Raw genomic sequence first — 21,963 nt, forward strand, 5'->3', positions numbered from 1 at the left:
GAGCGTGCCGTTTGGGGGTGGGGTGTCGTTGGTCAGGCGGGGCGCCATTCGGGGATGGCGCCTGGTTCGTGTAGGCAGTGGTCGGGGGCGGCTTCGAGGGCCTTTTCCTCGCCGCCGGGGGTGTAGGTGACGATCAGGCGGAGGGGGCGCCAGGTCATGTTGTAGGTGGAGTGCCAGACGCCCTTGGGGATGTGGACGGCGTCGCCTTCGCGGATCAGGAAGGGCTCGCCGTCGTCGACCATCTGCGCGGCCTCGCCGGAGATCACGTAGATGACCTCCTCGGCGTTCGGATGGTGGTGGCGGGCGTGGCCCTTGCCGGGGTTGACGATCACCTCGCCGAGCGTGCTGCCCGCCCCGGGCACCGCGGACGGGGTGACGAACCATTTGATCGACCCCCAGTCGAAGGTCGCGGTCGCCACGTCACCGGGGTTCCTCAGCATCAGATCTCCAGGTTCTTGAAGGCCGCGACCTGCGCGGTGATGGCCTTCTCGGTCGGGAGCCGCTCGACGGAGGAGGCGCCGAAGAAGCCGACGACGCCCTCCGTCCGGGACAGGACGTGGGCGGCGTCCTCGGGTTCGGCGATGGGACCGCCGTGGCACAGGACGAGGACGTCGGGACGGACGGCGGCCGCGGCGTCCCGCATGGCCTGGACGCGTTCGACCGCCTCGTCCAGGGTGAGGGACGTCCCGGCGCCGATGCTGCCCTTGGTGGTGAGGCCGACGTGCGGGACGAGGACGTCGGCGCCGGCCTCGGTCATGGCCCGCGCCTGGTCCTCGTCGAAGACGTAGGGGGCGGTGACGAGGCCGCGCTCGTGGGCGAGGCGCACCATCTCGACCTCCAGGTCGTACCCCATGCCGGTCTCTTCGAGGTTCTGCCGGAAGACGCCGTCGTAGAGCCCGACCGTCGGGAAGTTCTGCACGCCCGCGAAGCCCATGGCCTTGAGCTGGTCGAGGAAGACCGGCATGACCCGGAACGGGTCGGTGCCGCACACCCCGGCGAGGACGGGGGTGTCGCGGACGACGGGCAGCACCTCCGACGCCATCTCCACCACGATCTGGTTGGCGTCCCCGTAGGGCAGGAGGCCGGCCAGCGATCCGCGTCCGGCCATCCGGTAGCGGCCCGAGTTGTAGATGATGATCAGGTCGACGCCGCCCGCCTCGGCGCACTTGGCGGACAGCCCGGTGCCCGCGCCGGCGCCGATGACGGGCCTGCCCTCCTCGACGGTGCTCCTCAGCCGGAACAGGACGGTCTCGCGGTTCACTGCGCGCCCTCCGAGATCAGCCGGTGCAGCCGGTCGGCCATCGCCCGGCCGAACTCCGGGTCGTTGATGTGCATGTCGAGCATCTCCGCCTCCGCGACTTCCTCCAGCGCCATGAAGCACGCCACGTCCGCCACCGGATCGTGGAACGGCATGCCGGGGGCGTCCAGCGCCGACACGCCCTTGAGCGGGACGAACAGTGCGGTCGGCCCGGTGGCGGCGGCCAGCTTGGACGCCATCCTGCGTCCCAGCTCGCCCATTTCCTCCGGTGTCGTCCGCATGAGGGTCACGGTCGGGTTGTGGACGTACAGCAGGCGCTCGGCGAACCGTTCGGGGACGGTGGCGCGCGGCCCGAAGTTGACCATGTCGAGGGCGCCGGGGGCCACGACCTGCGGGACGCCGTGCCGTCCGGCCGCCGTGAGCCGGTCGGGTCCCGCGGACAGGACGCCGCCGACGAGGTCGTCCGCCATCTCGGTCGTCGTCAGGTCGAGGACCCCGGCCAGCAGGCCGCTCTCCACGAGCCCTTCGAGCGCCCGCCCGCCGGCGCCCGTCGCGTGGAAGACGAGCACCTCGTAGCCCAGTTCCTCCAGCCGCTCCCGGGCGGCGTCCACCGCGGGGGTCGTGACCCCGAACATGGACGCCCCGATGAGGGGCCGCCCGTCCGCCGCGGGTTCCGGGACGGCGTGCGCCTTGGCCATCCCGGCCGCCGCCGCGGCGGCGTTCCCGAGGATCAGGCGCGACAGCCGGTTCACGCCCGCGATGTCGACGACGCTGTAGGTGAGCGTGACGTCCTTGGCGCCCACGTAGGGCTCGACGTCACCCGCCGCCATCGTCGACACGATCAGTTTGGGCAGCCCGATGGGCAGGTCCCGGACGGCCCGCGCCGCGATGGACGATCCGCCGCTCCCGCCGACGGCGAGCACGGCGTCCACCCGGTCGAGGGCGGCGAGGACGACCGCCGCGCCCTCCCCCATCGCGGTGACGGCCGCGCCCCGGTCGGCCGCGTCGCGCAGGGCCTGGAGCGAGGTGCCCCCGGCCGCCGCGACCTCTTCGGCGGAGACGTCGGCCTCCACGTCGGACGGTCCGACCCCCGCGTCCACGAGGACGGTGTCGCAGCCCAGCTCGCGCACCCGGTCGCGGAGCCACGCGTACTCCGCGCCCTTGGTGTCGAGCGTCCCCACCAGTACAACGGTCGCCATCGAGCCCTCCTGTTCCCCGATACCGATTCCCCCGACGATCACCTCGCAAGCCTGTCTCGCGGGTTACCGCCGCACTCATTGGAACGGGACAAACAGGACATGCCCAGCTCCGCCCTCGGCAAGGGGGCGGGCACCGTCCGGCGCGGGAGGCCTCGGCGGGCGAGGGTCAGGCGGGGACGGAGGCCTCGGTGACGGCGCCGTCCTCCAGGGTCAGGACGCGGTCGGCCTCGGCGAGGAGGGACTCGTCGTGGGTCGCCACCAGGACGGTCACGCCCTCGCTGGAGACGACGGCGCGGAGCAGCGGCATGATCGCGGCGGCGGTCTCGGAGTCGAGCTGGCCCGTGGGCTCGTCGGCGAGGAGCAGGCGGGGGCGGTTGGCGAGGGCGCGGGCGATCGCCACGCGCTGGCGCTGGCCGCCGGAGAGCTCGTAGGGGCGCTGCAGCGCGTGGTCGGCCAGGCCGACGAGGCCCAGCAGGACGCGGACGCGCTCGTCCCGTTCGGCGGGCGGCGTGCGGACGAGCCGCAGCGGAACCTCGACGTTCTCGGCCGCCGACAGGACGGGGATGAGGCCGTGCGACTGGAACACGAAGCCGATGTCGTCGCGGCGCAGGGCGAGCAGGTCGTCCTCGGAGAGGGCGCCGACGTCGCGCCCGTCGACGTGGACGGTGCCGCCGTCGGGGCTGTCCAGGCCGCCGATGAGGTTGAGGAGCGTCGTCTTGCCGGAGCCCGAGCGGCCCCGGACGGCGACGAGCTCGCCCGGCGCGATGGTGAAGGACGCCCCGCGCAGGGCCGGAACCTCGATCCTGCCCGTCCGGAACGTCCGGACCAGTCCTTCCACGGCCACCATCGGGGCGGTCATCAGGTCTCCTCCCGGTCGGGCCAGACGCCGACGTGGTCGCTTTCCAGGGCGAGACGGACGCGGTCGCGCATGTCCAGGAACTGGGTGAACCCCTTGGGCAGCTGGACGCGGCCGACGCGGTCGAGGAGGGCGTACTCCTCCACGACGCGGGTCCCGTCCTCCTCGGAGCGGCGGCGGACCTCGACGCTGGTGCGGCCGTCGCGGATGCCGACGGTCCGGTCGACGCGCTCGGACACCTGCGCGTCGTGGGTGACGACGACGGTGGTGGTGCCGAGCTCCTGGTTGACGCGGCGGAGGGCGGCGAACACCCCGGCGGCGGTGGCGGTGTCGAGCTCGCCGGTCGGCTCGTCGGCCAGCACGACCTGGGGTTCGTTGGCGACGGCCACGGCGATCGCGATCCGCTGCTGCTGGCCGCCGGACAGCTCGGCCGGGCGGCGGCCCGCGCAGTCGCCGACGTCCAGCATGCCGAGCAGCTCGGCGGCGCGGGTGGCGCGCGCGCGGCGCGACCGCCCGGCGAACCTCATGGGCAGCTCGACGTTCTGCGCGGCGGTCAGGTACGGCAGGAGGTTGCGGGACGTCTGCTGCCAGATGAACCCGACCTTCTCGCGCCGGAACTCCAGCCGCTCCTTGGACGCCATGGTGAGCAGGTCGGAGCCGGCGACGCGGGCGACGCCGGCGGTCGGCACGTCCAGGCCGGACAGGATGTTCAGCAGCGTCGACTTCCCCGAGCCGGACGCGCCGACGATGGCGACGAGCTCGCCGGGGTCGATCAGCAGGTCGAGGCCCTGGAGGGCGACGACCTCGACGCCGTCGGTCTTGTAGATGCGCACCAGGTTGTCGCAGACGATGTGGGCGCCCTCGCCGTAGACGGGGCCGCGCTCCGCGGCGCGGCGCTCCAGTTCGGCGAGGTCGGTCGTTTCGGTCATCATTCCCCCGTTCTCAGGGCGTTGCCGGGGTCGGTGTCGAAGGCGCGGTCGACCGCGACGGCGGCGGCGGCCGCCAGCAGGAGCGCGGCGAGCAGGCCGAGCAGCGCCGGGAGCCCTGGGACGTGTGCGGTGACGGCGAAGCCGCCGGTGTAGGGGCGCAGGTCGACGACCGGCCCGGTGATCTCCGGCAGCAGGAGGCCGAGCACCCACCCGGCGCCGACCGCGCACAGCAGGACGGGCGCGAGCTCGACGAGGGCGAGGCGGCGGCTCTGCCGGCGGCTCAGCCCGAGGGCGCGCAGGTGGGCGATCATCCGGCCGCGGGCGCGGGCCCCCACGACGAGGACGAGCAGGACGGCGAGGAGCCCGTAGACGCCGCCGGCGATGGCCGAGTCCCGGAAGGTGTCGTGGACGACCGACACCAGGGGCAGCCCCGTCATGTTCCGCAGCACCTGCCGCCGCATGACGACGTCGTCGCCCGGGGCGGCGGCGCGCAGCGCCTTGGCGTCGATGTCGTGGCCGGTGAGGAAGACCTGGGACGGGAAGCCCGTCGCACCGGCGACCGCCCGGTAGGGGACGATCACGAAGGCGCTGTTCCTCTCCAGCCCGGGGAAGCGTTCGATCTGGGCGGACGCCTTGACCGTCACCGGGTCCATGCCGGCGCGGCTGAGCGTGACGGCGCTCGGGCCCAGAGTGCGGGCGGCCAGCGGCGACACCAGCGTGCCCGCGCCGGTGTTCGGGATGCCGGGCACTTCGGGCGCGAGTCTCCGGTAGGCGTCGAGGTCCACGCCGACCACGGTCAGCGGCGCGGGGTCGGTGGCGGACGAGGCGCGGGCGATGACCCGGGCCCGGACGGCGCCGGTGACGCCGGGGACCGCGCGGATGCGGCGCAGGCCCTCGTCGTCCAGCGACTCGGCGTCGACGCGCGCGTCGCCGCCGGTCTCGGCCCACGAGGCGCGCTCCTGCCCGGTCCGCAGCGCGGTGTCCACGGTGGAGGTGAAGCCGGCGATGGTCGCCGCCAGTAGCAGGACGGCCAGCGGCAGCGCGCCGACGAGGTTCTGCCGGGACGCGCGGGCGACGCCGATGAACGCGACGGCGCCGGTCCGCCGCCGCAGGATCGGCCCGGCCGCGCGCAGCAGGTACGGGTAGGCGCGCAGGACGAGCACGCCGAGCGCCGCGCCGAGCAGGGCGGGGACGGAGGCGACCAGCGGGTCGGTGCCGGAGGAGGCGCCGCGCTCGCGCAGCAGCACGACCCCGACCACGGCGAGCACCACCAGCAGTCCGTCCAGGACGAGCCGCCGCCGGGAGGGGCGCGCCGCGACGAGGTCGTCGCGGCGTTCGGTGACCGAGCCGAGGCCGCCGCCGCGCTCCCGCAGGACCATGGCCGCCGGGAGGCCCAGCACGGCCGCCACGAGCAGCCCGATCGCGTACAGCGACGCGGCCTGCGGCGGTCCGGCGTCCAGCAGCCGTCCGGCCGCGTATCCGAGCAGGGCGGACGGGACGGCGGCGAGCGCGGTCAGCCCGCAGGCGGGCGCGGCGAGCTGGCGCAGCGACGCGCCGCGCGCCCGCATCACGCCGAGGATCGGCCGGAGCCGCTCGCCGAGCAGCCCGGCGGCGAGCAGCAGCAGCCCGGCGGCGACGGCGACGAGCCCGCCGAAGGCCAGGCCGACGACCGACCGGGCGGTGCGGAGGCGTCCGGCGAACTCCTTCAGCCGGTTGTCCAGGGCGGTGGAGACCTCGCAGGGGAAGAGGTCGGCGCGCCCTTCCACGGCGGAGCGGAAGGCGTCGAGGTCGCGGGTCATGGCGCGGACCTGCTCCGCGCTGACCACGCCGGTGCGGAGCGGGAACCGCCAGTCGTAGTTCAGTTTCAGGCGCGGGTCGCGCGTGAGGCGCGAGTACGCGGCCGGGTCGATCAGCGCCGTGCCCGCGTCGGCCTCGATGGTCGTCTGGGGCATGTACTCGATGGTGGGGTGCAGGATCCGGGCGCGGGGGCCCCAGAACTGGTCGGCGGCGTTCACGGGTTCGTACAGGCCGCTGACGCGGACGGTGAGGTCGCCGAGTCCGATCCGGTCGCCGACCTTGTAGCCGAGCTGGTCGGCGTACCGCTTGGCGACCATCGCGTTCATGTCGCCGCTCGTCTGGCCCGTCTTGTTGAAGGGGAAGCCGCCGGAGACGACGCGGATGCGCCGCCATGCGCCCGGTTCCCAGCCCAGGTACAGGAGCCTCGGCCTGCGGAACTCGCCGTCGACGGCCTGGGAGGGCGAGGTGACCGACGACTCGGGCTCGCCCGTCACCTCGGCCAGGGAGCGGGGCAGCCGGTCCCGCCAGGCGAGGGCGTTGGCGTTCAGGGCCGCGTCGCTGGGGACGGCGGCGAAGGCCGCGGAGCCGCCCGCCTCCCCCTTCACGTGGATGTCGGCCCCCGGACCGGCCGCCGCGGCCGCGGCGCGGTCGTACCCGGCGGTCGTCCGGGACGGGACGGCGACGGCGAGCAGCGCCGACACCAGCGTCAGCACGGCCAGCGCGGTGAGCGGCGCCCACTGCGCGCGGACGAGCCGCATCCCGGCACTTCTCATCGGTCCTCCCCCACGCGCAGGCCGGCGCCGAGGTTCCGGCGCCGCAGCGTCCGGACGACGGGCGCGAGCACGAGCCCGAGCACCGCCGCCACCCCGCCGGCGACGGCCAGCACCACGGGCCACTGGACGACCAGGTCGGCGGGCGGGTACGGCTCGGCGGCCTGCACGCTCAGCACGATGTGCGGGACGACGAGCCGCGCCACGACCAGGCCGAGAACCGTCCCGCCGAGCAGGCCGAGCCCGACGAGGTAGGCCTGCTCGATCGCGAGCATCCCGGCGACCTGGCGGGGCGGCACGCCGAGCGCCCGCAGCACCGCGAACTCCCGGTACCGCTCGCCCGCGGTGACCGCCGCGTTCACCACGAACGCGATGACGGCGAACGCCAGCGCCGCGGCGAACCCGAGCACGAGGGCGCCCTGGAGCGCCGCGCCGAGCGGGGCGTCGCGGAGCCGGGAACGCGTCTCGACGCGGTCGGCCGCGACCTCGCCCCACGCGGGGTGCCGGGCGAGGTCCCGGACGGCCGGGGCGGTGCGGCCGCCGCGCGCCGACGCCCACCACTCGCGGGGCGTGATGGGGTCGCCCGCCGAGCCGTCCACGGCGAGCCGCGACTGGGTGAGGGTGGGCAGGTCGACCAGGACGCCGGGCCTGCCCGGCGGCACGCTCGGCAGGGCGGGCGCGATGCCCGCGACCTTGACGGGCTGGTCGCCGTCGATGGTGTTCACGGTGACGGTGCCGCCGACGCCGACCTTGGCGCGGCTCGCCATCTCCTCGGTGATGACGCCCGGCACGGCGGGCAGCAGGTCGGTGTTCTTGATGTCGTGCGAGGGCGGGGTGGACGTGCCGAGCATCGCGTGGACGGCCGTGCCGGTCGCGTAGCCGTAGAAGCCCTGGCGGTCGAGGGTGGGCGAGGAGGGGATCGTCAGGGTCGCGAGGGCGTCCCCGGAGTCGGTGATGCGCGTCCTGAGCGGGTGCTCCAGGTCCTGCGGCCCGGCGAAGGCGTCCCAGCGGGCCCCGGCGGGACGCGCGGCCGGGCCGGTGCCCTCGCCGGTGACGCTCCGCAGTTCCAGGACGAGCCTGCCCGAGATCTTGTTGTCGTCGTAGCCGAAGTGGACGCCGCGGACCGACAGGGGGTAGGACGGCACGCCGTCCCGCCCGGCCAGCCGGGCGGTGTCGAGGGCGAGGGTGTGCGCCTTGCCGTCCGCCTCGACTCCCGGCAGGGTCACCTGCCGGGTCAGCCCGCGCGCGTCCACGACGGTCACCACGAACTTGTAGCCCTCGCCGAGGGGCGGCACGTAGTCGGGGGGCACTTCGGGGTTCGGGCCGGAGCGGCTGAGGCGCACGTCGAACAGCAGCCGTTTCGGTTCGCCCGGGACGGTCAGGGCCGGGACGGCCGGGCGGGCACGCGCCAGCTCGCCGAGCCGCAGGTCCTTCCGCAGGCCGGGGTCGACGCGCAGGAGCGGGCCGATCGCCCTGGCGTCCACGCCGAGCAGCGTCGCGGGTTCGGTGCCGAGGTCGGCGTCCATGCGCAGGACCCCGGTCGCGGCCGAGACGCCGGGCAGCGCCGCGAACCGTCCGGCCTGCCCGAGCGGTTCCGGGCCGCCCTCCCTGGACGAGGCGGACAGCCGCAGGTCGGCGCCGCTCTGGAAGTCGGCCTGGTCGGTCTGGGACCGCCGCCAGGTCGCCATCGTCGTGACCGACAGCACCCCGACGGCCATCGCCATCACCAGCAGCAGGACCGGGCCGGTGTAGCGGAGCTGGCGCCGTCCGACCTGCCGGGTGCCGAGGACGGCCACGAGCCCGCGGCGGCGGGTCGCGACCCGCTCGGCCACGCGGGAGACGGCCGGCACGAAGCGGAGCAGGAGCACCCCGCCGGCGAGCAGGGCCAGGGCCGGGCCGGACACGATGAACGGGTCGATGCCGCCCGTGCCGCCTCCGGGGGCGCCGTCGCCGCCCGCGCCGTCCGCCCCGTACCGGGTGAGCTGCCAGATCGCGAGCCCGGCGACGAGCAGCAGGGCCAGGTCGGTGCCCGAACCGCGCAGGCCGCCGCGGCCCTGCCGCCCGATGCCGGCCTGGGCCTCCACGAACGTCCGGTTGGCGCCCCGCAGCGTCGGGACCGTCAGGACGACGGCGCAGGCCAGCGCCGTCAGCACCGAGACCGTCCACAGCGGCGCGAGCGGCCCGGCGTCCAGCCGCAGCCCCGAGTCCCGCACGGCGGGCGCGTGCCCGGCCAGGCGCAGCAGCGGCCCGGCCAGCAGCGGGCCGAACACCGCGGCGGGCAGCACGATCAGCAGGCCCTCGACGAGGCCGAGCCGGGCGAGCTGGCGCATGCCGAGGCCGCGGGTGCGCAGCAGCGCGACCTCGCCGCGCCGGTGGTCGGCGAGCAGCCGCGCGACCAGCAGCCACGCGCAGCCCGCCAGCAGGACGAGCTGGATCACCGGGATGAGCATCGTGGAGCGCGCCACCTGGAGCGCGGTGCGCAGCTGCGCGGTCAGGTCGGGCAGGTCCGTCGCGACGCTGAACTGCGCCCCGTCGCCGGCCTTCCTGAAGGTGTCGCCGCCGTCGGCCACGCGGTCGCCGAGGGGGCCGAGCTCGCCGGGCTCGACGCCGCGCAGGTCCGGCAGGACGGTGAAGCGGGCCTCGGAGCCGGTGCCGGTGAACTTGGCGGCGAACACCTGGGGCGGAACCACGAACGGCCCGTAGCTGGTGTAGGTGAGCCGTTCGACGCCGGTCGTGACGAGCTTGTCGTCCTGCCAGAAGTAGTCCTGCGGGTCGGGGACGTCGAAGAGCCCGACGACGCGGACCTTGACGACGGACTTCTTGTCGACGCGGCCGTGCAGCGTGAGGACGTCGTCCACGCCGGCGTGCATCGCGCGGGCGGCGGCGCCGGGCAGGGCCGCCTCGACCTCACCGGAGCCGGAGGCCGCGCCGGGCCAGCGTCCCTCGGTGAGCCGCGCGTGCTTCTCGATTCCGGTGTAGGTCTCGAACGCCGTCAGGTCGGGGTGGTCGCTCTTCTCCTGGCCGGGGAGCGTGTAGGAGTCGCTGCGGACGCTCATCGAGACCGCCAGCGGGACGTCCCGGTAGATCTGGCGGAGCGCCCGGTCGACCTGGCTCTGCACCTTGGGGAGGCCGTTCGCCGGGACGTGCGTGCCGAGCGTCGTCCCGACCGACTCGAACGTCGCGTCGGCGAGCGTGCGGCGCAGCCCCTCGCGGGTCACCGAACCGGTGTAGCCGACCAGGGCGGCGAGGACGGTCGTGGCGAACAGCGCGGTCGCGCAGGCGGCCAGCACCAGCGTCCGGTCGCCGATGATCCGGCTGAGCACCAACCCCCGTCGTCCCACGATGGGTCATGATCATCCTGTGTGAGGGGAGCCACAAGGGGTCGTGATGATTCCGCGACCATTCGCAACCTTCTTGCAATAAGGACGAATCGCCCACACCTCCCCCGTCCCGGGAGGCACTGCCGCGCCACCCGACCGTCCGCGCCCTACCGGTCCGCCCATACGGATGCGCCTTCCGGAGGGACGTTCTCCGCGCGGCGCAGGATCTCCACCGGATCGAGGGCCGCGCCCGCGGCGAACGCGTCCGGCCCGGCCTCGTCCCCGATCAGCGCGGCGGCCCGGTCGATGTCGTCCTGCTCGACGGGGCCGGGCGGCACGCCGGCCGCCTCCCGGACCGCAGCCGCCTTCCCTAGGGCCCGCGCCGCGTCCCCGTGCCGTCCGGTGAGGGCCAGCGCGCAGGCCAGGCACTCCAGGGCGCCCGCCAGGTCGCGCGGCGCGGCCAGCCTGATCGCGACGGCCAGCGCGTCCCGCTGGTACCGCACGGCGGACGCCGCGTCGCCCCGCGCCTCCGCCACCCGCCCCAGCCCGGTCTGGATCATCGGCAGGTACAGGGGCGGGAACTCCTCCGGCGAGGCCGCCGCCAGCAGGGGCCGCAGCCGGTCCTCGGCGTCCTCCGCCCGTCCCTCGCGCTGCGCCGCCAGCCCGAGGCCGATGTCGGCGAACATGACCGCGGGCGCGAACCCCTGCTCCACGGCGACCCGGCGCGCGCGCCCGAACAGCCGCCGCGCGGACACGTGGTCGCGGCGCAGGTAGGCGATCCAGCCGCGCCACGCCATCCGCATGGCGACGTCCGGCCACATCCGCAGCTCCTCGGCCATCCGCTGCGCCTCGTGGTGGAGCCGCTCGGCCCGGTCGTAGTCGCCGGTCAGCTCCGCCAGCCCGCCGAGCCACTCCACCGCCTGGAGCCGTCCCCAGCGGTCGCCGACCTCGCCGAACAGCACGGCGGCCCGCCCGGCGTCGCGCTCCAGAGCGGCGGGCTCGCCGCGCGCGTGGGCGTGCATGGCCCGCTGGACGAGCGCCGCCGCCTCGCCCCACCGGTCGCCGGACGCGCGGAACCCCGCGAGCGCCTCCTCCAGCCGCGCGGCGCCCTCGCCGGTGTCGTCCAGTTCGGCCCGGGCGAACGTCAGGAACCAGCGCGCCCACGCCTTCAGGCGGTCGTCGCCGGTGGCGTCCACGAGCGCGAGGGCCTCGTCGCGGCGGGCCTTCCAGTCGCCGGGGGCGCCCTTGAGCACGGCCAGCCCCGCCCGCCAGGTCAGCGCGCGGGCCCGCAGGTCCGGCGAGCCGCCGTCCCGCGCGAGGGCCGCCTCCAGCGACCGCAGCGCCTCGGTCAGCCGCCCGCGCAGGAACCAGTACCAGGCGAGCGCGTTGACCAGCCGCAACGCGGCGTCGGCCGACCCGGCGGCGTCGAGCGCGGCCCGCAGGTTCGCCGCCTCGGCGTCCAGCCTCGCCATCCAGCGCGCCTGCTCGGGCCCGGTGAGCAGGTCCGCCGCGCGCTCGGCCAGAGCCAGGTAGTGACCGCCGTGCGCGGCCTCGGCGCGCCGCGTCTCCCCCGCCTCCGCCAGCCGCGCGGCCGCGTAGGCGGCGACGGACTCCAGCAGCCGGTACCGGGGGCCCTCGCCGGGACGCTCCGTCATCACGACCAGCGAGCGGTCGACCAGCCGGACCAGGACGTCGAGGACCTCCGCGTCCGGGACGTCCCCGCCCGCGCACACCGCCTCGGCCGAGTCGGCCGTGCAGCCGTCGGCGTGCACCGACAGCCGGCGCAGCACCGCGCGCTCCGGCCCGGTCAGCAGGTCCCAGCTCCAGTCGATCACCGCGGTGAGCGTGCGCTGCCGGGCCGGGGCGCCGCGGTGCCCGGACGACAGCAGCCGGAACCGGTCGTCGATCCGTTCGACGAGGCCCTCGACCCCTAGGGTCCGCACCCTGGTCGCGGCGAGTTCGAGGGCGAGCGGGATGCCGTCCAGCCTGCGGCACAGCTCCCCGACCGGCCCGGCGGTGTCCCCGTCCAGCCGGAAGTTCCGCGACGCCGCCCGCGCCCGCTCGGCGAACAGCCGGACCGCGCTCGACGCGGCCGGGTCGTCGCCGCGGCCCGGCACGTCCAGCGGCGGGACGGCCCACACGACCTCGCCCGGCAGGCCGAGCGGCTCCCGGCTCGTCGCCAGCACGCGCACCCCGGGCACCCCGCGCAGCAGCCGGCCGGCCAGCTCGGCGGCCTGCTCGACCACGTGCTCGCAGTTGTCCAGGACGAGCAGCAGCCGCCGGGCGCCGAGCGCCGCCGCCAGCCGGTCGAGCGCCGCGGCGGGCGCGCCGGGCGCGTCCCGGATGTCGAGGATCGCCGTCACGACCTCCGCGAGGTCGGGCACGGTCGAGCGCTCCAGCCCCGCCAGCTCCGCCATCCACACGCCGTCGCCGAACGCGTCCGCGAGCCCGGCCGCCGTCTCGATCGCCAGGCGCGTCTTGCCCACCCCGCCCGGGCCGGTCAGCGTGACCAGCCGGTCGGTGCCGATCCGGGCCCGGATCTCCCGGACGGCGCCGTCCCGCCCGATCAGCTCGGTCGGCGGGACGGGCAGGTTCGACCGCGGGCGCGGCGGCGGCGCGGCGGCGGGCCCGCCCAGGCCGGGGTCCTGCCGCAGGACGGCCCGCTGGAGCTCGGCCAGTTCGGATCCGGGGTCCAGGCCCAGCTCGTCGGCGAGCAGCACCCGGTACCTCTCGAAGCTCTCCAGCGCCTCGTTCTGCCGTCCGGCCCGGTAGAGGGCCCGCATGTGCGCGGCCCTCAGCCGCTCGCGCAGCGGGTGCTCCTCGACGGCGCCGCCGAGCTCGCCCGCCAGGACGCCGTGCTCGCCGAGCTCCAGCCGCACCTCGGCGTGCTCCTCCAGCGCGGTCAGCCGCAGTTCCTCCAGACTCGCCACCGCCGCGCGGGTGAACTCCTCGTCCCGGAAGTCGGCGAGGGCGGGCCCGCGCCACCGTCCGAGCGCCTCGGCCAGCAGCGCCGCCCTCTCCTTCGGCTCCACCGCCCCGCGCGCCCGCTCGACCAGCGACCGGAAGCAGCGCGCGTCCACCTGCTCGGCGGCCGCGGCGAGCAGGTATCCGGCCGGGCGCGACTCCACCAGCGCCCGCGCGCCCGGCTCCGCGTCCTCCAGGACGCGGCGCAGCTGCGACACCTTCGCCGACAGCGCGCCCATCGGGTTCCCGGGCGGCGCGTCGCCCCACAGGTCGTCGACCAGCCGGTCGGCGGGCACCGGACGGCCCTCGTGCACGAGCAGGTCCGCCAGCAGCGCCCGCACCTTCAGCCCCGGCACGGGGACGAGCCCGCCGTCGTCGGTCCAGACCGCGAGCGGCCCGAGCAGCCCGAATCGCATCTTCCGACCCTAATGCGAACCCGTCCGCCGGCGCCTCGGGGCGGCCGCCGGAAAGGAAGCGTAAGGATGCGGTAAACGCTCTCGCGCACAGTGGTCCCACCGCGCCGGAAGGCGAACGATCACCCTGACGGAGGAGACCATGCGCAAGATCATCAACTCGACGTACGTGTCGCTCGACGGCGTCATCGAGAACCCGCAGAACTGGACCTCGGCCTACTTCCAGGACGAGGCCGCCGCCTACGCCAGGGAGCTGCTGTTCTCCTGCGGCGCCGTGCTGATGGGACGCAAGACGTTCGACGGCTTCTCCCAGGCCTGGCCGGCCATGGAGGAGGCCACCGGCGACTTCGGCGTCCGGATGAACAGCCTGCCCCACTACGTCGTGTCCGACTCCCTCCGCAAGCCCGGCTGGGGCGACACGACGGCCATCCCGCGGGCGGAGGCGGTCGCCGAGATCACCAAGCTGAGGGAGCAGGACGGCCAGGACATCCTGCAGTACGGATTCGGACCGGTGACGCGGACGCTCGTCGAGCACGGCCTGCTGGACGAGCTGCGCCTGTGGATCCACCCGGTGCTCGTCGGCCCCCGCGGCACCGACGAACTGCTCAACGCCGACGAGTTCTCCGCCACGTTCGAGCTGTCCGACACCAAGGTCTTCACGACCGGCGTCATCATCGCCACCTACGTCCCCACCGCGCGGTAGGGGACGGCCCGGCGCGGCGGTTAGGCGAGCCGGGCCAGGGCGGTCTGAAGGATCGCCCGGGTGCGGTCCGGGTGCTCGGCCTGGACGCCGATGCGGTTCAGGGCGTCGCGGTAGCGGGCGATGTCGGAGGCCCGGTCCGGGTAGAGCGCGCTGGTGAGGTGCTCCAGGTAGACCACGTCGGGCAGCTCGGGCTCGGCGAACCGCAGCAGCGTCATCGGGCCGCCCTCCACCGCGGGCCCGCCCGAGGCGAGGGGGACGATCTGCACCGTGACGTGCGGCAGCTCCGTCATCTCGATCAGATGCCCGATCTGGGCGCGCATCGTGGCGGGGCCGCCGACCGTCCGGCGGAGCGTCGCCTCGTCCAGCACCGCCCACAGCCGCAGCGGGTCGGGGCGCTCGAACACGCGGCGACGGCGCATCCGCAGCTCCACCCGCCGCTCGATCTCCTCGGACCCCGCCTCCGGGTGGCGGGCCGCGATCAGGGCGCGGGCGTAGTCCCTGGTCTGCAGCAGGTCGGGGACGTCCTGGGCCTCGTAGACGCGGACGAGCACCGCGCCCTGCTCCAGCCCCAGGTAGGGCTCGAACCAGGACGGGATCACGTCGCCGAACGGCTGCCACCAGCCCGGCGCGCCGGCGTGCTCGGCCAGCTCCAGCAGCGGCTCGCGCAGTGACGGGTCGGTCACGCCGTAGAGGGTCAGCAGGTCGGCGACGTCGCGCTCCTTGTAGCCGACGCGGCCGAGCTCCATCCGGCTGATCTTGGAGTGCGAGCCGCGGATCTCGTACCCGGCGGCCTCGGTGGAGATGCCGGCGGCCTCCCGGTAGCGGCGCAGCTGCGCGCCGACCAGCATCCGCAGCACCGTCGGGCCCGCCGTCCGGTGGTCCTGGGCGACCCGGGCGCGGTCGTCCGCCGGTACTCCCATGGGACGCCCTCCTCGACGCGCGAAAAAACTTTCCACCGGATGAAGTTACTCGTTGGAGAGTCACTTGCCCACTAGTCCGGAATGTCCTCTTTGCTGGGCATCTCGGCGTATCTACGGTGGTGTCCGGTCCGGCAGCGCCGTGACCTGGCACGATACGGGCAGGAAAAAAATCCGGAAGATTTCGGCCGGGATGTCGATCCGGTCACACCTTCTTCGACGCGTTCGTGACAGGCCGGGAGGGCCCGGCCGGTGAACAGAGGAGACGACATGCGGTTCCTGATGATGACGACCGACGACGGTTCCGCCCCCGCCGGGCCGCCGGACGAGAAGCTGCAGACGGAGATGGGCAGGTTCATCGAGGAGATGTCCCGGAGCGGGGTGCTTCTCGCCACCGGCGGGCTGGAGCCCGGCGGCACCCGGATCAAGTCGTCCGGCGGCAAGGTCACCGTCCTCGACGGCCCGTTCGCCGAGGCCAAGGAGACGGTCGTCGGGTTCGCGCTCATCGAGGTGGGCACCCGCGAGGAGGCGATCGAACTGTCCAAGCGGTTCTGGGCGATCGTCGGCGACGGCGAGGGCGTCATCCAGCAGGTGTTCGGGCCGGAAGACATCCCCGGCGCCTGACCCCGAAACGGGCCGGCGGGCGTCCGCCGAGCTTGCGCGGCGGCCGGTGCGGGTGCTCTCATCGGCGGCGTGACGGCATCGGACGAGCCCGGGGCGCGAGATGCGCCCGCGCGGAGCACGGGCGTGCACGCGACCATCGACGCGGTGTGGCGGCTGGAGGCCGCGCGCATCATCGCCGGTCTCGCCCGCATGGTGCACGACATCGGGCTCGCCGAGGAACTCGCGCAGGACGCGCTGGTCGCCGCGCTCGAACAGTGGCCGGAGTCGGGCGTCCCGGATAACCCGGGCGCCTGGCTCATGGCCGTCGGCAAGCGCCGCGCCGTCGACCGGATCCGGCGGCTGCGGCGGCTCGACGACAAGATCGAGCAGATCGGCCGCGACCTGGAGACCCAGGCGCCGCCCGAGGAGATCGACGTTCCGGACGACGACCGCATCGAGGACGACGTCCTCCGGCTGATCTTCACCGCCTGCCACCCCGTGCTGTCCGCGCGGGCGCGGGTCGCGCTGACGCTGCGCATGCTCGGCGGCCTCACCACCGAGGAGATCGCGCACGCCTTCCTCGTCCCCGAGGCGACCGTGGCGCAGCGGATCGTCCGGGCGAAACGGACGCTGTCGGAGTCGAACGTCCCGTTCGAGGTGCCCGAGGGACCGGACCGCGCGGCCCGGCTGGCGTCCGTGCTGGAGGTCGTCTACCTCGTCTTCAACGAGGGGTACGCCGCCAGCGCCGGCGACGCGTGGGTGCGGACGGACCTGTGCCGCGAGGCGCTGCGCCTCGGCCGGGTCCTCGCGGAGCTGGCCCCCGGCGAGCCCGAGGTGCACGGGCTCGTCGCGCTGATGGAGATCCAGGCGTCCCGCACCCGGGCCCGCACCGGGCCGTCCGGGGAGCCCGTCCCGCTGCCGGAGCAGGACCGCGCCCGCTGGGACCGGCTCCTCATCCACCGCGGGTTCGAGGCGCTGCTGCGCGCGAAGAGGATCGGGGAGCCGCCCGGCCCGTACGTCCTGCAGGCCGCGATCGCCGCCTGCCACGCACAGGCGCTCACCGCCGAGGACACCGACTGGGCGCAGATCGCCGCCCTCTACGCGGTCCTCGCCCGCGTCGCGCCGTCCCCCGTCGTGGAGCTGAACCGGGCCGTGGCGGTCGGCATGGCGGAGGGCCCCGAGAAGGGCCTGGAGATCGCCGACGCGCTGGTGGACGAGCCCGCCCTGCGCGGCTACCACCTGCTGCCGAGCGTCCGCGGCGACCTGCTCGCCCGCCTCGGCCGCCCGGAGGAGGCGCGCGCGCAGTTCGAGCGCGCCGCGGAGCTCACCCGCAACGCGCCCGAACGCCGGGTCCTGCTGGACCGCGCCGCCTCGCTCAGTAGTCCCGCACCGTGAACGAGCCGACGATCTCCCCGAAGTCCTGGAAGTCGACGGCCTCGGTCTCGGCGCCCATCTCGGCGTTGCGCTGGGCCTCGACCCGCGCCTTGTTGGTCAGCGCCAGCTCCTGGTTGGCGGCGACGTACCCGCGCAGCTCCTTCTCGTAGTTCGCGAACGCTGCGCGGTGGTCGCCGCCCGCCGCCTTCAGCTCCCCGGCCAGCACGTACGCGCCGACCATGGCCATGCTCGTGCCCTGCCCGGACAGCGGCGACCCGCAGTAGCCCGCGTCGCCGAGCAGCACGACCCGCCCCTTCGACCAGGAGTCCATGCGGATCTGCGCCATCGAGTCGAAGTGGAAGTCGGGCGCGTCCCACATCGCCTCCAGCAGCTCGGGCAGCACCCAGCCGCCGCCGGCCAGCGCGTCCGCCATGATCTTCTTCTGCGCGGCGATGTCGCGGTGGTCGTACTCGATCGGCCGCTCGGACTCGAACCCCAGGTAGACGCGGACCTCCTCGTTGCCCCGGACGCTCATCACGCCGCCGCCCCAGCTGCTGCCCGGCACCTGGTGGAACACCTGCCAGCGGTCCAGGCCGAGGAAGTTCGGGGCCGTCCACACCGCCAGGTAGGTACCGAGGTGGGTGAGGTAGTCCTTCTCCGGCCCGAACACCAGCCGCCGCGTGGCCGAGTGCGCGCCGTCCGCGCCGACGACCAGGTCGAACGTGCGGATCAGCCCGCTATGGAAGATCACCCGGACGCCGGCGCCGTCCTGCTCCAGCCCCGCGATCGAGTCGCCGTACAGGTACTCGACGCCGTCGCCGGCCGCCTCCGTCAGGATCCGGGACAGGTCGTCGCGCAGGATCTCCACGTCGGGGCTGTCCAGATCGCCGCCGGTGACCGTGTACTCCTCGCTGCGGTACAGCTCGTTGCCGTCCCCGTCCACCATGGACATGCCGCGCATCTCGACGCGCTGCTCGCGGATCCTGTCGAGGACGCCCATCCGCTCGGCGACCTCCAGCGCCGGACCCCGCACGTCGATCGCCTGCCCGCCGGCCCGCGGCCCTGGCGCCACCTCCACGACCGTCACGCCGAACCCGTACCGCCGCAGCCAGTACGCCAGCGCGGGGCCGCCGATGCTCGCACCCGAGATGAGGACGTTCTTCATGGGGACCTCCCTAGTCCGGCGGGACGTGTCTCCCGCGCCGATGAGAAGACTCGCCGCGCCCGCTGACCAACCCCGCACGAGCCGCTGACGGAGGCGTGCTCGACCGGTCAGGGCCGGGTGGCCCGATCGGTGGTCATGTCCCAAACTGGTGTTGGGTACTGATGCCACGGAGGGAGACCGGTGATCGATCGCTCAGACGTCCAGGCCGCCGCGGAACGGGTCGCGGGCCATGTCCGCCGCACGCCGATCATCGAGGTCGAGCCGGAGCCGCTCGCGCCCGCCGGGCGGATGTGGCTGAAGCTCGAACTGACCCAGCACACGGGGTCGTTCAAGGCGCGCGGTGCGTTCAACCACATCCTCGCCGCGCGGGAGGAGGGGCGGCTTCCGGAGGCGGGCGTCGTCGCGGCGTCCGGCGGGAACGCGGGGCTGGCCTTCGCGTACGCGGCGGCGCGGGCGGGCGTCCCGGCCGAGGTGTACGTGCCGGAGACGGCGCCCGCGGTGAAGGTCGCGCGGCTGCGGGCCCTCGGCGCCGCGGTCGTGCAGGTCGGCACCCGGTACGCCGAGGCGCAGGACGCCGCCACCAAGCGCGCCGCCGACACCGGCGCGCTGTTCTGCCACGCCTACGACCTGCCGGAGGTGTGCGCAGGCCAGGGCACGCTCGGCCTGGAGGTGCTGGAGCAGACCGGCGGCGAGGCCGACACGGTCCTGCTGGCGGTCGGCGGCGGAGGGCTGATGGCGGGCGTCGCCGCCGCGCTCGAAGGGCGGGCGCGCGTCGTGGGCGCCGAGCCCGTGACGGCCCCGACCCTCGAACGCGCCCTGCACGCCGGACGTCCCGTGGACGTGGAGGTGTCGGGTGTCGCCGCCGACTCCCTCGGCGCGTCCCGGGCCGGTGAGATCGCGTTCGCGGTCGCCTCCCGCACCGGGGCGCGGTCCGTCCTGGTCACCGACGAGGCGATCATCGAGGCGCGCCGGTTCGTGTGGGAGGAGTACCGCCTGGTCGTCGAGCACGGCACGGCCGCCGCCGTGGCCGCGCTGCGCTGCGGCGCCTACCGCCCGTCCGCCGGGGAGCGCGTCGTGGTCGTCCTGTGCGGCGCCAACACCGACCCGTCCGACCTGGCCTGACGCCCTCCGGCGCGCCTCATCCGTCGGCGCGGAGGGCCTGGAGCGGCAGCAACCGCACCTGCGCGGCGGGACGGGCCGTGCCGGTCGCGGGCCGGCTGCCGCACAGCGCCTCCACCACGTGCGCGGCCAGCGCGTTGTCGATCGGGTGCGGGACGGGCGTGCCGCTGGCGCTGAGCTGCTGGTACTTCATCAGGTTGAAGGCCAGCGAGATCTGCCGCTCGCCCCCGGCGGACGTCAGGGACTGGGTCCCGGCGCCGAAGACCGCGCCGTCGTGGCCCCAGAACGTCCCGCACGGGAGGTCGAGGGAGTAGAGCCCGAGGCCGTAGTTCATCAGGATGTTGCCGTCCGCGTCCTTCACCGGGACGGTCCGCCGCATCTGCGCCAGAGCCTCCGGCCCGATGAGGTCGCCGGCGAGGAGCCTGCGGTAGAAGCGGTTGAGGTCGTCCATGGTGGAGACCAGAGCGCCCGCCGTCCACGCCCAGCTCATGTCGAAGGCGCTGTAGTCGCGGGGCGGCGTCACGTGCTGGTACAGCGACTCGTACATCCGCGGGTGCGGGCCCGCTATCCAGGACGAGGACGGGAAGTAGGTGTGCTTCAGCCCGGCCTTGCGGATGACGTTGCGGGTGATGTACTTCTCCGCCTTGGTCCCGGTCACCTTCTCCAGGAGTTCCCCGGCGATGATGTAGTTGGTGTTGGAGTACGACCAGCGCTCCCCCGGCTCGCCCGTGCGCGGCGCCTGCAACCCCCACGCGATGAGCTGCGCGGGCCGGACACTGCGGAACCGGTACTCGTCCAGGCTGTCGGCCGACAGTTCCCGCAGCGAGGGGAACGCCGCGGAGACGTAGTCACCGATGCCACTCGTGTGGTCGAGCACCATCCGCACGGTCGTCTGCTCGCCGTAGCGTCCCGGAACGAGGCCGGGCAGGTAGCGGCCGACCGGGGCGTCGAGGTCGACACGGCCCCGCTCGACCTGCTGGAGGATCGCGGTGGCGACGAACGACTTGGTGATGCTGCCGACGCGCTGACGCATGCCCGGAGTGACCGGGCGGCCCGTTCGCACGTCCGCGACACCGGCCGCGCCGTCCCACGCCGTGCGTCCGTCCCGGACCCCGGAGAACAGCCCGTACATGCCGGCGTCGTGCGTGGCGTCCAGGGTGGCCCGCAGCTTGGCGGGATCGAACGGGACCGTGGGCGGCAGCGCCGTGGCGATCGCGGACGGACCCACGTCCGGCCCGGCCGCCGTCGCCGCGACCTGGGCGGTCGCCAACGTCAGAACGAGCGCCGCACCCGCGGCGGCGCCCCTGACGGCGCCGCGCCCCGTCAGCCGTCCCAGCCCTCTGGCCATCGTTCCCGTCTCTCCGCGCCGACCGCGTTCCCGAAGGAGCCTCTTCTAGATCATCCACTCTCTCACCTCGGGGGTGGAAGCGGCCCCGGAGCCACCAAAACGGGTCGGAGACGACACGTGCCACCGGACGTCGCGGCGACAGGAGCTTGACATCGGCTCCCCGGTTTCTTATAACTGGACTTGTAAGTTTCCTCTTGTGCGAGGAACAGGTAATCGGCGCTCAGCCAGGCGCCGAGGTCTTCGGAGGTGATGGACCATGTTGCTGACGTCGATCGACCCGTTCGTGCAGGAGTTCGAGCGGCAGTTCGACCGGGCGGTCCGGCAGGCCGCCGGCCAGGGCGGCGCCGGCATGCCGATGGACGGCATCCGCCGCGCCGACGACGTCGTCCTGCGGTTCGACCTGCCGGGGGTCGACCCCGGCTCCATCGAGGTCACCGTCGACCGCGGCGTCCTCACGGTGACCGCGCGCCGCGAGGAGGAGTTCGGCGAGGACGAGCGCGTCTTCGTCCGCGAGCGCACGATGGGCGCCTTCACCCGCCGGGTCTACCTGTCGGAGCACCTGGACGCCGAGGCGATCGAGGCCGCCTACGACAACGGCGTCCTCGCCGTCCGCATCCCCGTGCTGGAGCGGGCGCGGCCCCGGAAGGTGGCCGTCCAGCAGTCCGACGGCGGCCGGAAGGCGATCAGGAACTGACGCGCGACGTCCGGGCGGCCCCGGCTCGCGCGGCCCTCGGCGTGCCGCGCGGGCCGGGGCCGCCCGCATGGTCCGGCAGTCCGCCGGAACCGCACCGGCGCCGAGGAGGCCCCCCATGAACCTGCCGTTCGACGACGAGCACGCCGCGCTGTTCACGGTGGGGCAGGTGGCGCAGATGCTGGACGTCCAGCAGGCGTTCCTGCGCCGCGTCGACGACCAGCGGGTCGTGTCCCCCCAGCGCTCGACCGGCGGGCAGCGCCGCTACAGCCGCCACGAGATCGGCCGCATCCAGGAGGTCGTCTCGATGATGGGCGAGGGCATGACGCTGCCGGCGATCCGGCGCATCTTCGAGCTCCAGCACGAGGTGGCCGAGCTGACCCGGGAGCGCGACGAACTCGCCCGGCGGCTGGCCGCGGGCCCCGGCTCCGCGACCTGACGTCCCGGGGGCGGGCACGCCGGAGGGCGAAGGCGGTCGCGAACGAGACCAGGCAGGCCAGGGTCCAGGCCAGCATCAGCCACCGATCGTCACCGGCA

17 protein-coding genes are annotated in these 21,963 nt (G+C 74.6%); 6 read left to right on the forward strand and 11 right to left on the reverse strand.

The genetic code is table 11. The features are described 5' to 3' along the window. Positions 1 to 32: 32 nt before the first annotated feature. The 8 genes from AB0C84_RS41140 to AB0C84_RS41175 all read right to left on the reverse strand — a co-directional run bounded on the left by AB0C84_RS41140 (position 33) and on the right by AB0C84_RS41175 (position 13,509). On the reverse strand, positions 33 to 440 hold the full coding sequence (locus tag AB0C84_RS41140) for a cupin domain-containing protein (RefSeq protein ID WP_179844124.1): 408 nt from the start codon (positions 438 to 440) through the stop codon (positions 33 to 35). After that, positions 440 to 1,261: a phosphoenolpyruvate hydrolase family protein gene (locus AB0C84_RS41145; RefSeq protein WP_361077029.1), complete on the reverse strand. Its 822-nt coding sequence runs from the start codon at positions 1,259 to 1,261 to the stop codon at positions 440 to 442. Before AB0C84_RS41145 ends, AB0C84_RS41140 begins: the two co-directional genes overlap by 1 nt. Next, positions 1,258 to 2,457, reverse strand: coding sequence for a Tm-1-like ATP-binding domain-containing protein (locus AB0C84_RS41150; RefSeq protein WP_361077031.1), 1,200 nt, complete (start codon positions 2,455 to 2,457; stop codon positions 1,258 to 1,260). The genes AB0C84_RS41145 and AB0C84_RS41150 overlap by 4 nt, the downstream gene beginning before the upstream one ends. A 166-nt stretch (positions 2,458 to 2,623) precedes the next feature. After that, on the reverse strand, positions 2,624 to 3,316 hold the full coding sequence (locus AB0C84_RS41155; RefSeq protein ID WP_246395913.1) for an ABC transporter ATP-binding protein: 693 nt from the start codon (positions 3,314 to 3,316) through the stop codon (positions 2,624 to 2,626). After that, the gene (locus tag AB0C84_RS41160; RefSeq protein ID WP_361077035.1) at positions 3,316 to 4,242 is read right to left on the reverse strand and encodes an ABC transporter ATP-binding protein; all 927 of its coding nucleotides are present in this window, start codon (positions 4,240 to 4,242) and stop codon (positions 3,316 to 3,318) included. Before AB0C84_RS41160 ends, AB0C84_RS41155 begins: the two co-directional genes overlap by 1 nt. Then, positions 4,242 to 6,812, reverse strand: a complete 2,571-nt coding sequence (gene cas5, locus AB0C84_RS41165) for a CRISPR-associated protein Cas5 (protein ID WP_361077038.1) — start codon at positions 6,810 to 6,812, stop codon at positions 4,242 to 4,244. The genes AB0C84_RS41160 and cas5 overlap by 1 nt, the downstream gene beginning before the upstream one ends. Beyond that, positions 6,809 to 10,150, reverse strand: a complete 3,342-nt coding sequence (locus AB0C84_RS41170) for an FtsX-like permease family protein (RefSeq protein ID WP_361077041.1) — start codon at positions 10,148 to 10,150, stop codon at positions 6,809 to 6,811. Before AB0C84_RS41170 ends, cas5 begins: the two co-directional genes overlap by 4 nt. 146 nt (positions 10,151 to 10,296) lie before the next feature. Next, positions 10,297 to 13,509, reverse strand: coding sequence for a BTAD domain-containing putative transcriptional regulator (locus tag AB0C84_RS41175; protein ID WP_361077043.1), 3,213 nt, complete (start codon positions 13,507 to 13,509; stop codon positions 10,297 to 10,299). Positions 13,510 to 13,648: 139 nt separating this feature from the next. Between AB0C84_RS41175 and AB0C84_RS41180 the strand changes: the two genes are divergently transcribed. After that, complete coding sequence (locus AB0C84_RS41180) at positions 13,649 to 14,209, forward strand: dihydrofolate reductase family protein (protein ID WP_361077046.1); 561 nt, start codon at positions 13,649 to 13,651, stop codon at positions 14,207 to 14,209. A 20-nt stretch (positions 14,210 to 14,229) separates the two neighbouring features. On the opposite strand, the gene AB0C84_RS41185 is transcribed toward AB0C84_RS41180, so the two are convergent. Continuing rightward, complete coding sequence (locus tag AB0C84_RS41185) at positions 14,230 to 15,129, reverse strand: helix-turn-helix transcriptional regulator (RefSeq protein ID WP_361077049.1); 900 nt, start codon at positions 15,127 to 15,129, stop codon at positions 14,230 to 14,232. Between the two features lie 267 nt (positions 15,130 to 15,396). On the opposite strand from AB0C84_RS41185, the gene AB0C84_RS41190 reads away from it, so the two are divergent. Both AB0C84_RS41190 and AB0C84_RS41195 read left to right on the forward strand, forming a co-directional pair. Beyond that, positions 15,397 to 15,750: a YciI family protein gene (locus AB0C84_RS41190; protein WP_258944075.1), complete on the forward strand. Its 354-nt coding sequence runs from the start codon at positions 15,397 to 15,399 to the stop codon at positions 15,748 to 15,750. A 135-nt stretch (positions 15,751 to 15,885) separates the two neighbouring features. Next, positions 15,886 to 17,124, forward strand: coding sequence for an RNA polymerase sigma factor (locus AB0C84_RS41195; protein ID WP_361077061.1), 1,239 nt, complete (start codon positions 15,886 to 15,888; stop codon positions 17,122 to 17,124). Here AB0C84_RS41195 and AB0C84_RS41200 read toward each other — a convergent pair. Further along, positions 17,105 to 18,268 (reverse strand): FAD-dependent monooxygenase, encoded by a 1,164-nt coding sequence (locus tag AB0C84_RS41200; protein ID WP_361077052.1) that lies wholly within the window; start codon positions 18,266 to 18,268, stop codon positions 17,105 to 17,107. The two genes, AB0C84_RS41195 and AB0C84_RS41200, sit on opposite strands and share 20 nt — an antisense overlap. 180 nt (positions 18,269 to 18,448) lie before the next feature. Between AB0C84_RS41200 and AB0C84_RS41205 the strand changes: the two genes are divergently transcribed. Continuing rightward, entirely contained in the window at positions 18,449 to 19,390 is a 942-nt protein-coding gene (locus tag AB0C84_RS41205; protein ID WP_258944073.1) for a threonine/serine dehydratase, read from the forward strand. Positions 19,391 to 19,406: 16 nt separating this feature from the next. Here AB0C84_RS41205 and AB0C84_RS41210 read toward each other — a convergent pair whose 3' ends face one another. Continuing rightward, positions 19,407 to 20,735 (reverse strand): serine hydrolase domain-containing protein, encoded by a 1,329-nt coding sequence (locus AB0C84_RS41210; protein ID WP_361077055.1) that lies wholly within the window; start codon positions 20,733 to 20,735, stop codon positions 19,407 to 19,409. 256 nt (positions 20,736 to 20,991) lie between these two features. On the opposite strand from AB0C84_RS41210, the gene AB0C84_RS41215 reads away from it, so the two are divergent. After that, positions 20,992 to 21,429 (forward strand): Hsp20/alpha crystallin family protein, encoded by a 438-nt coding sequence (locus AB0C84_RS41215; RefSeq protein WP_179844136.1) that lies wholly within the window; start codon positions 20,992 to 20,994, stop codon positions 21,427 to 21,429. 115 nt (positions 21,430 to 21,544) lie between these two features. Then, on the forward strand, positions 21,545 to 21,865 hold the full coding sequence (locus tag AB0C84_RS41220; protein ID WP_361077058.1) for a MerR family transcriptional regulator: 321 nt from the start codon (positions 21,545 to 21,547) through the stop codon (positions 21,863 to 21,865). Positions 21,866 to 21,963: the final 98 nt, after the last annotated feature.

This window comes from Actinomadura sp. NPDC048955, from assembly GCF_040649435.1.
Taxonomy (GTDB): Bacteria; Actinomycetota; Actinomycetes; order Streptosporangiales; family Streptosporangiaceae; genus Spirillospora; species Spirillospora luteofluorescens.

Bases quoted from the DNA above. Each gene is read 5' to 3' on its own strand.
- AB0C84_RS41140 (WP_179844124.1), bottom strand. From the start codon at position 440: ATGCTGAGGAACCCCGGTGACGTGGCGACCGCGACCTTCGACTGGGGG.
- AB0C84_RS41150 (WP_361077031.1), bottom strand. From the start codon at position 2,457: ATGGCGACCGTTGTACTGGTGGGGACGCTCGACACCAAGGGCGCGGAG.
- AB0C84_RS41155 (WP_246395913.1), bottom strand. From the start codon at position 3,316: ATGACCGCCCCGATGGTGGCCGTGGAAGGACTGGTCCGGACGTTCCGG.
- AB0C84_RS41160 (WP_361077035.1), bottom strand. From the start codon at position 4,242: ATGACCGAAACGACCGACCTCGCCGAACTGGAGCGCCGCGCCGCGGAG.
- cas5 (WP_361077038.1), bottom strand. From the start codon at position 6,812: ATGAGAAGTGCCGGGATGCGGCTCGTCCGCGCGCAGTGGGCGCCGCTC.
- AB0C84_RS41175 (WP_361077043.1), bottom strand. From the start codon at position 13,509: ATGCGATTCGGGCTGCTCGGGCCGCTCGCGGTCTGGACCGACGACGGC.
- AB0C84_RS41180 (WP_361077046.1), top strand. From the start codon at position 13,649: ATGCGCAAGATCATCAACTCGACGTACGTGTCGCTCGACGGCGTCATC.
- AB0C84_RS41185 (WP_361077049.1), bottom strand. From the start codon at position 15,129: ATGGGAGTACCGGCGGACGACCGCGCCCGGGTCGCCCAGGACCACCGG.
- AB0C84_RS41190 (WP_258944075.1), top strand. From the start codon at position 15,397: ATGCGGTTCCTGATGATGACGACCGACGACGGTTCCGCCCCCGCCGGG.
- AB0C84_RS41200 (WP_361077052.1), bottom strand. From the start codon at position 18,268: ATGAAGAACGTCCTCATCTCGGGTGCGAGCATCGGCGGCCCCGCGCTG.
- AB0C84_RS41210 (WP_361077055.1), bottom strand. From the start codon at position 20,735: ATGGCCAGAGGGCTGGGACGGCTGACGGGGCGCGGCGCCGTCAGGGGC.
- AB0C84_RS41215 (WP_179844136.1), top strand. From the start codon at position 20,992: ATGTTGCTGACGTCGATCGACCCGTTCGTGCAGGAGTTCGAGCGGCAG.
- AB0C84_RS41220 (WP_361077058.1), top strand. From the start codon at position 21,545: ATGAACCTGCCGTTCGACGACGAGCACGCCGCGCTGTTCACGGTGGGG.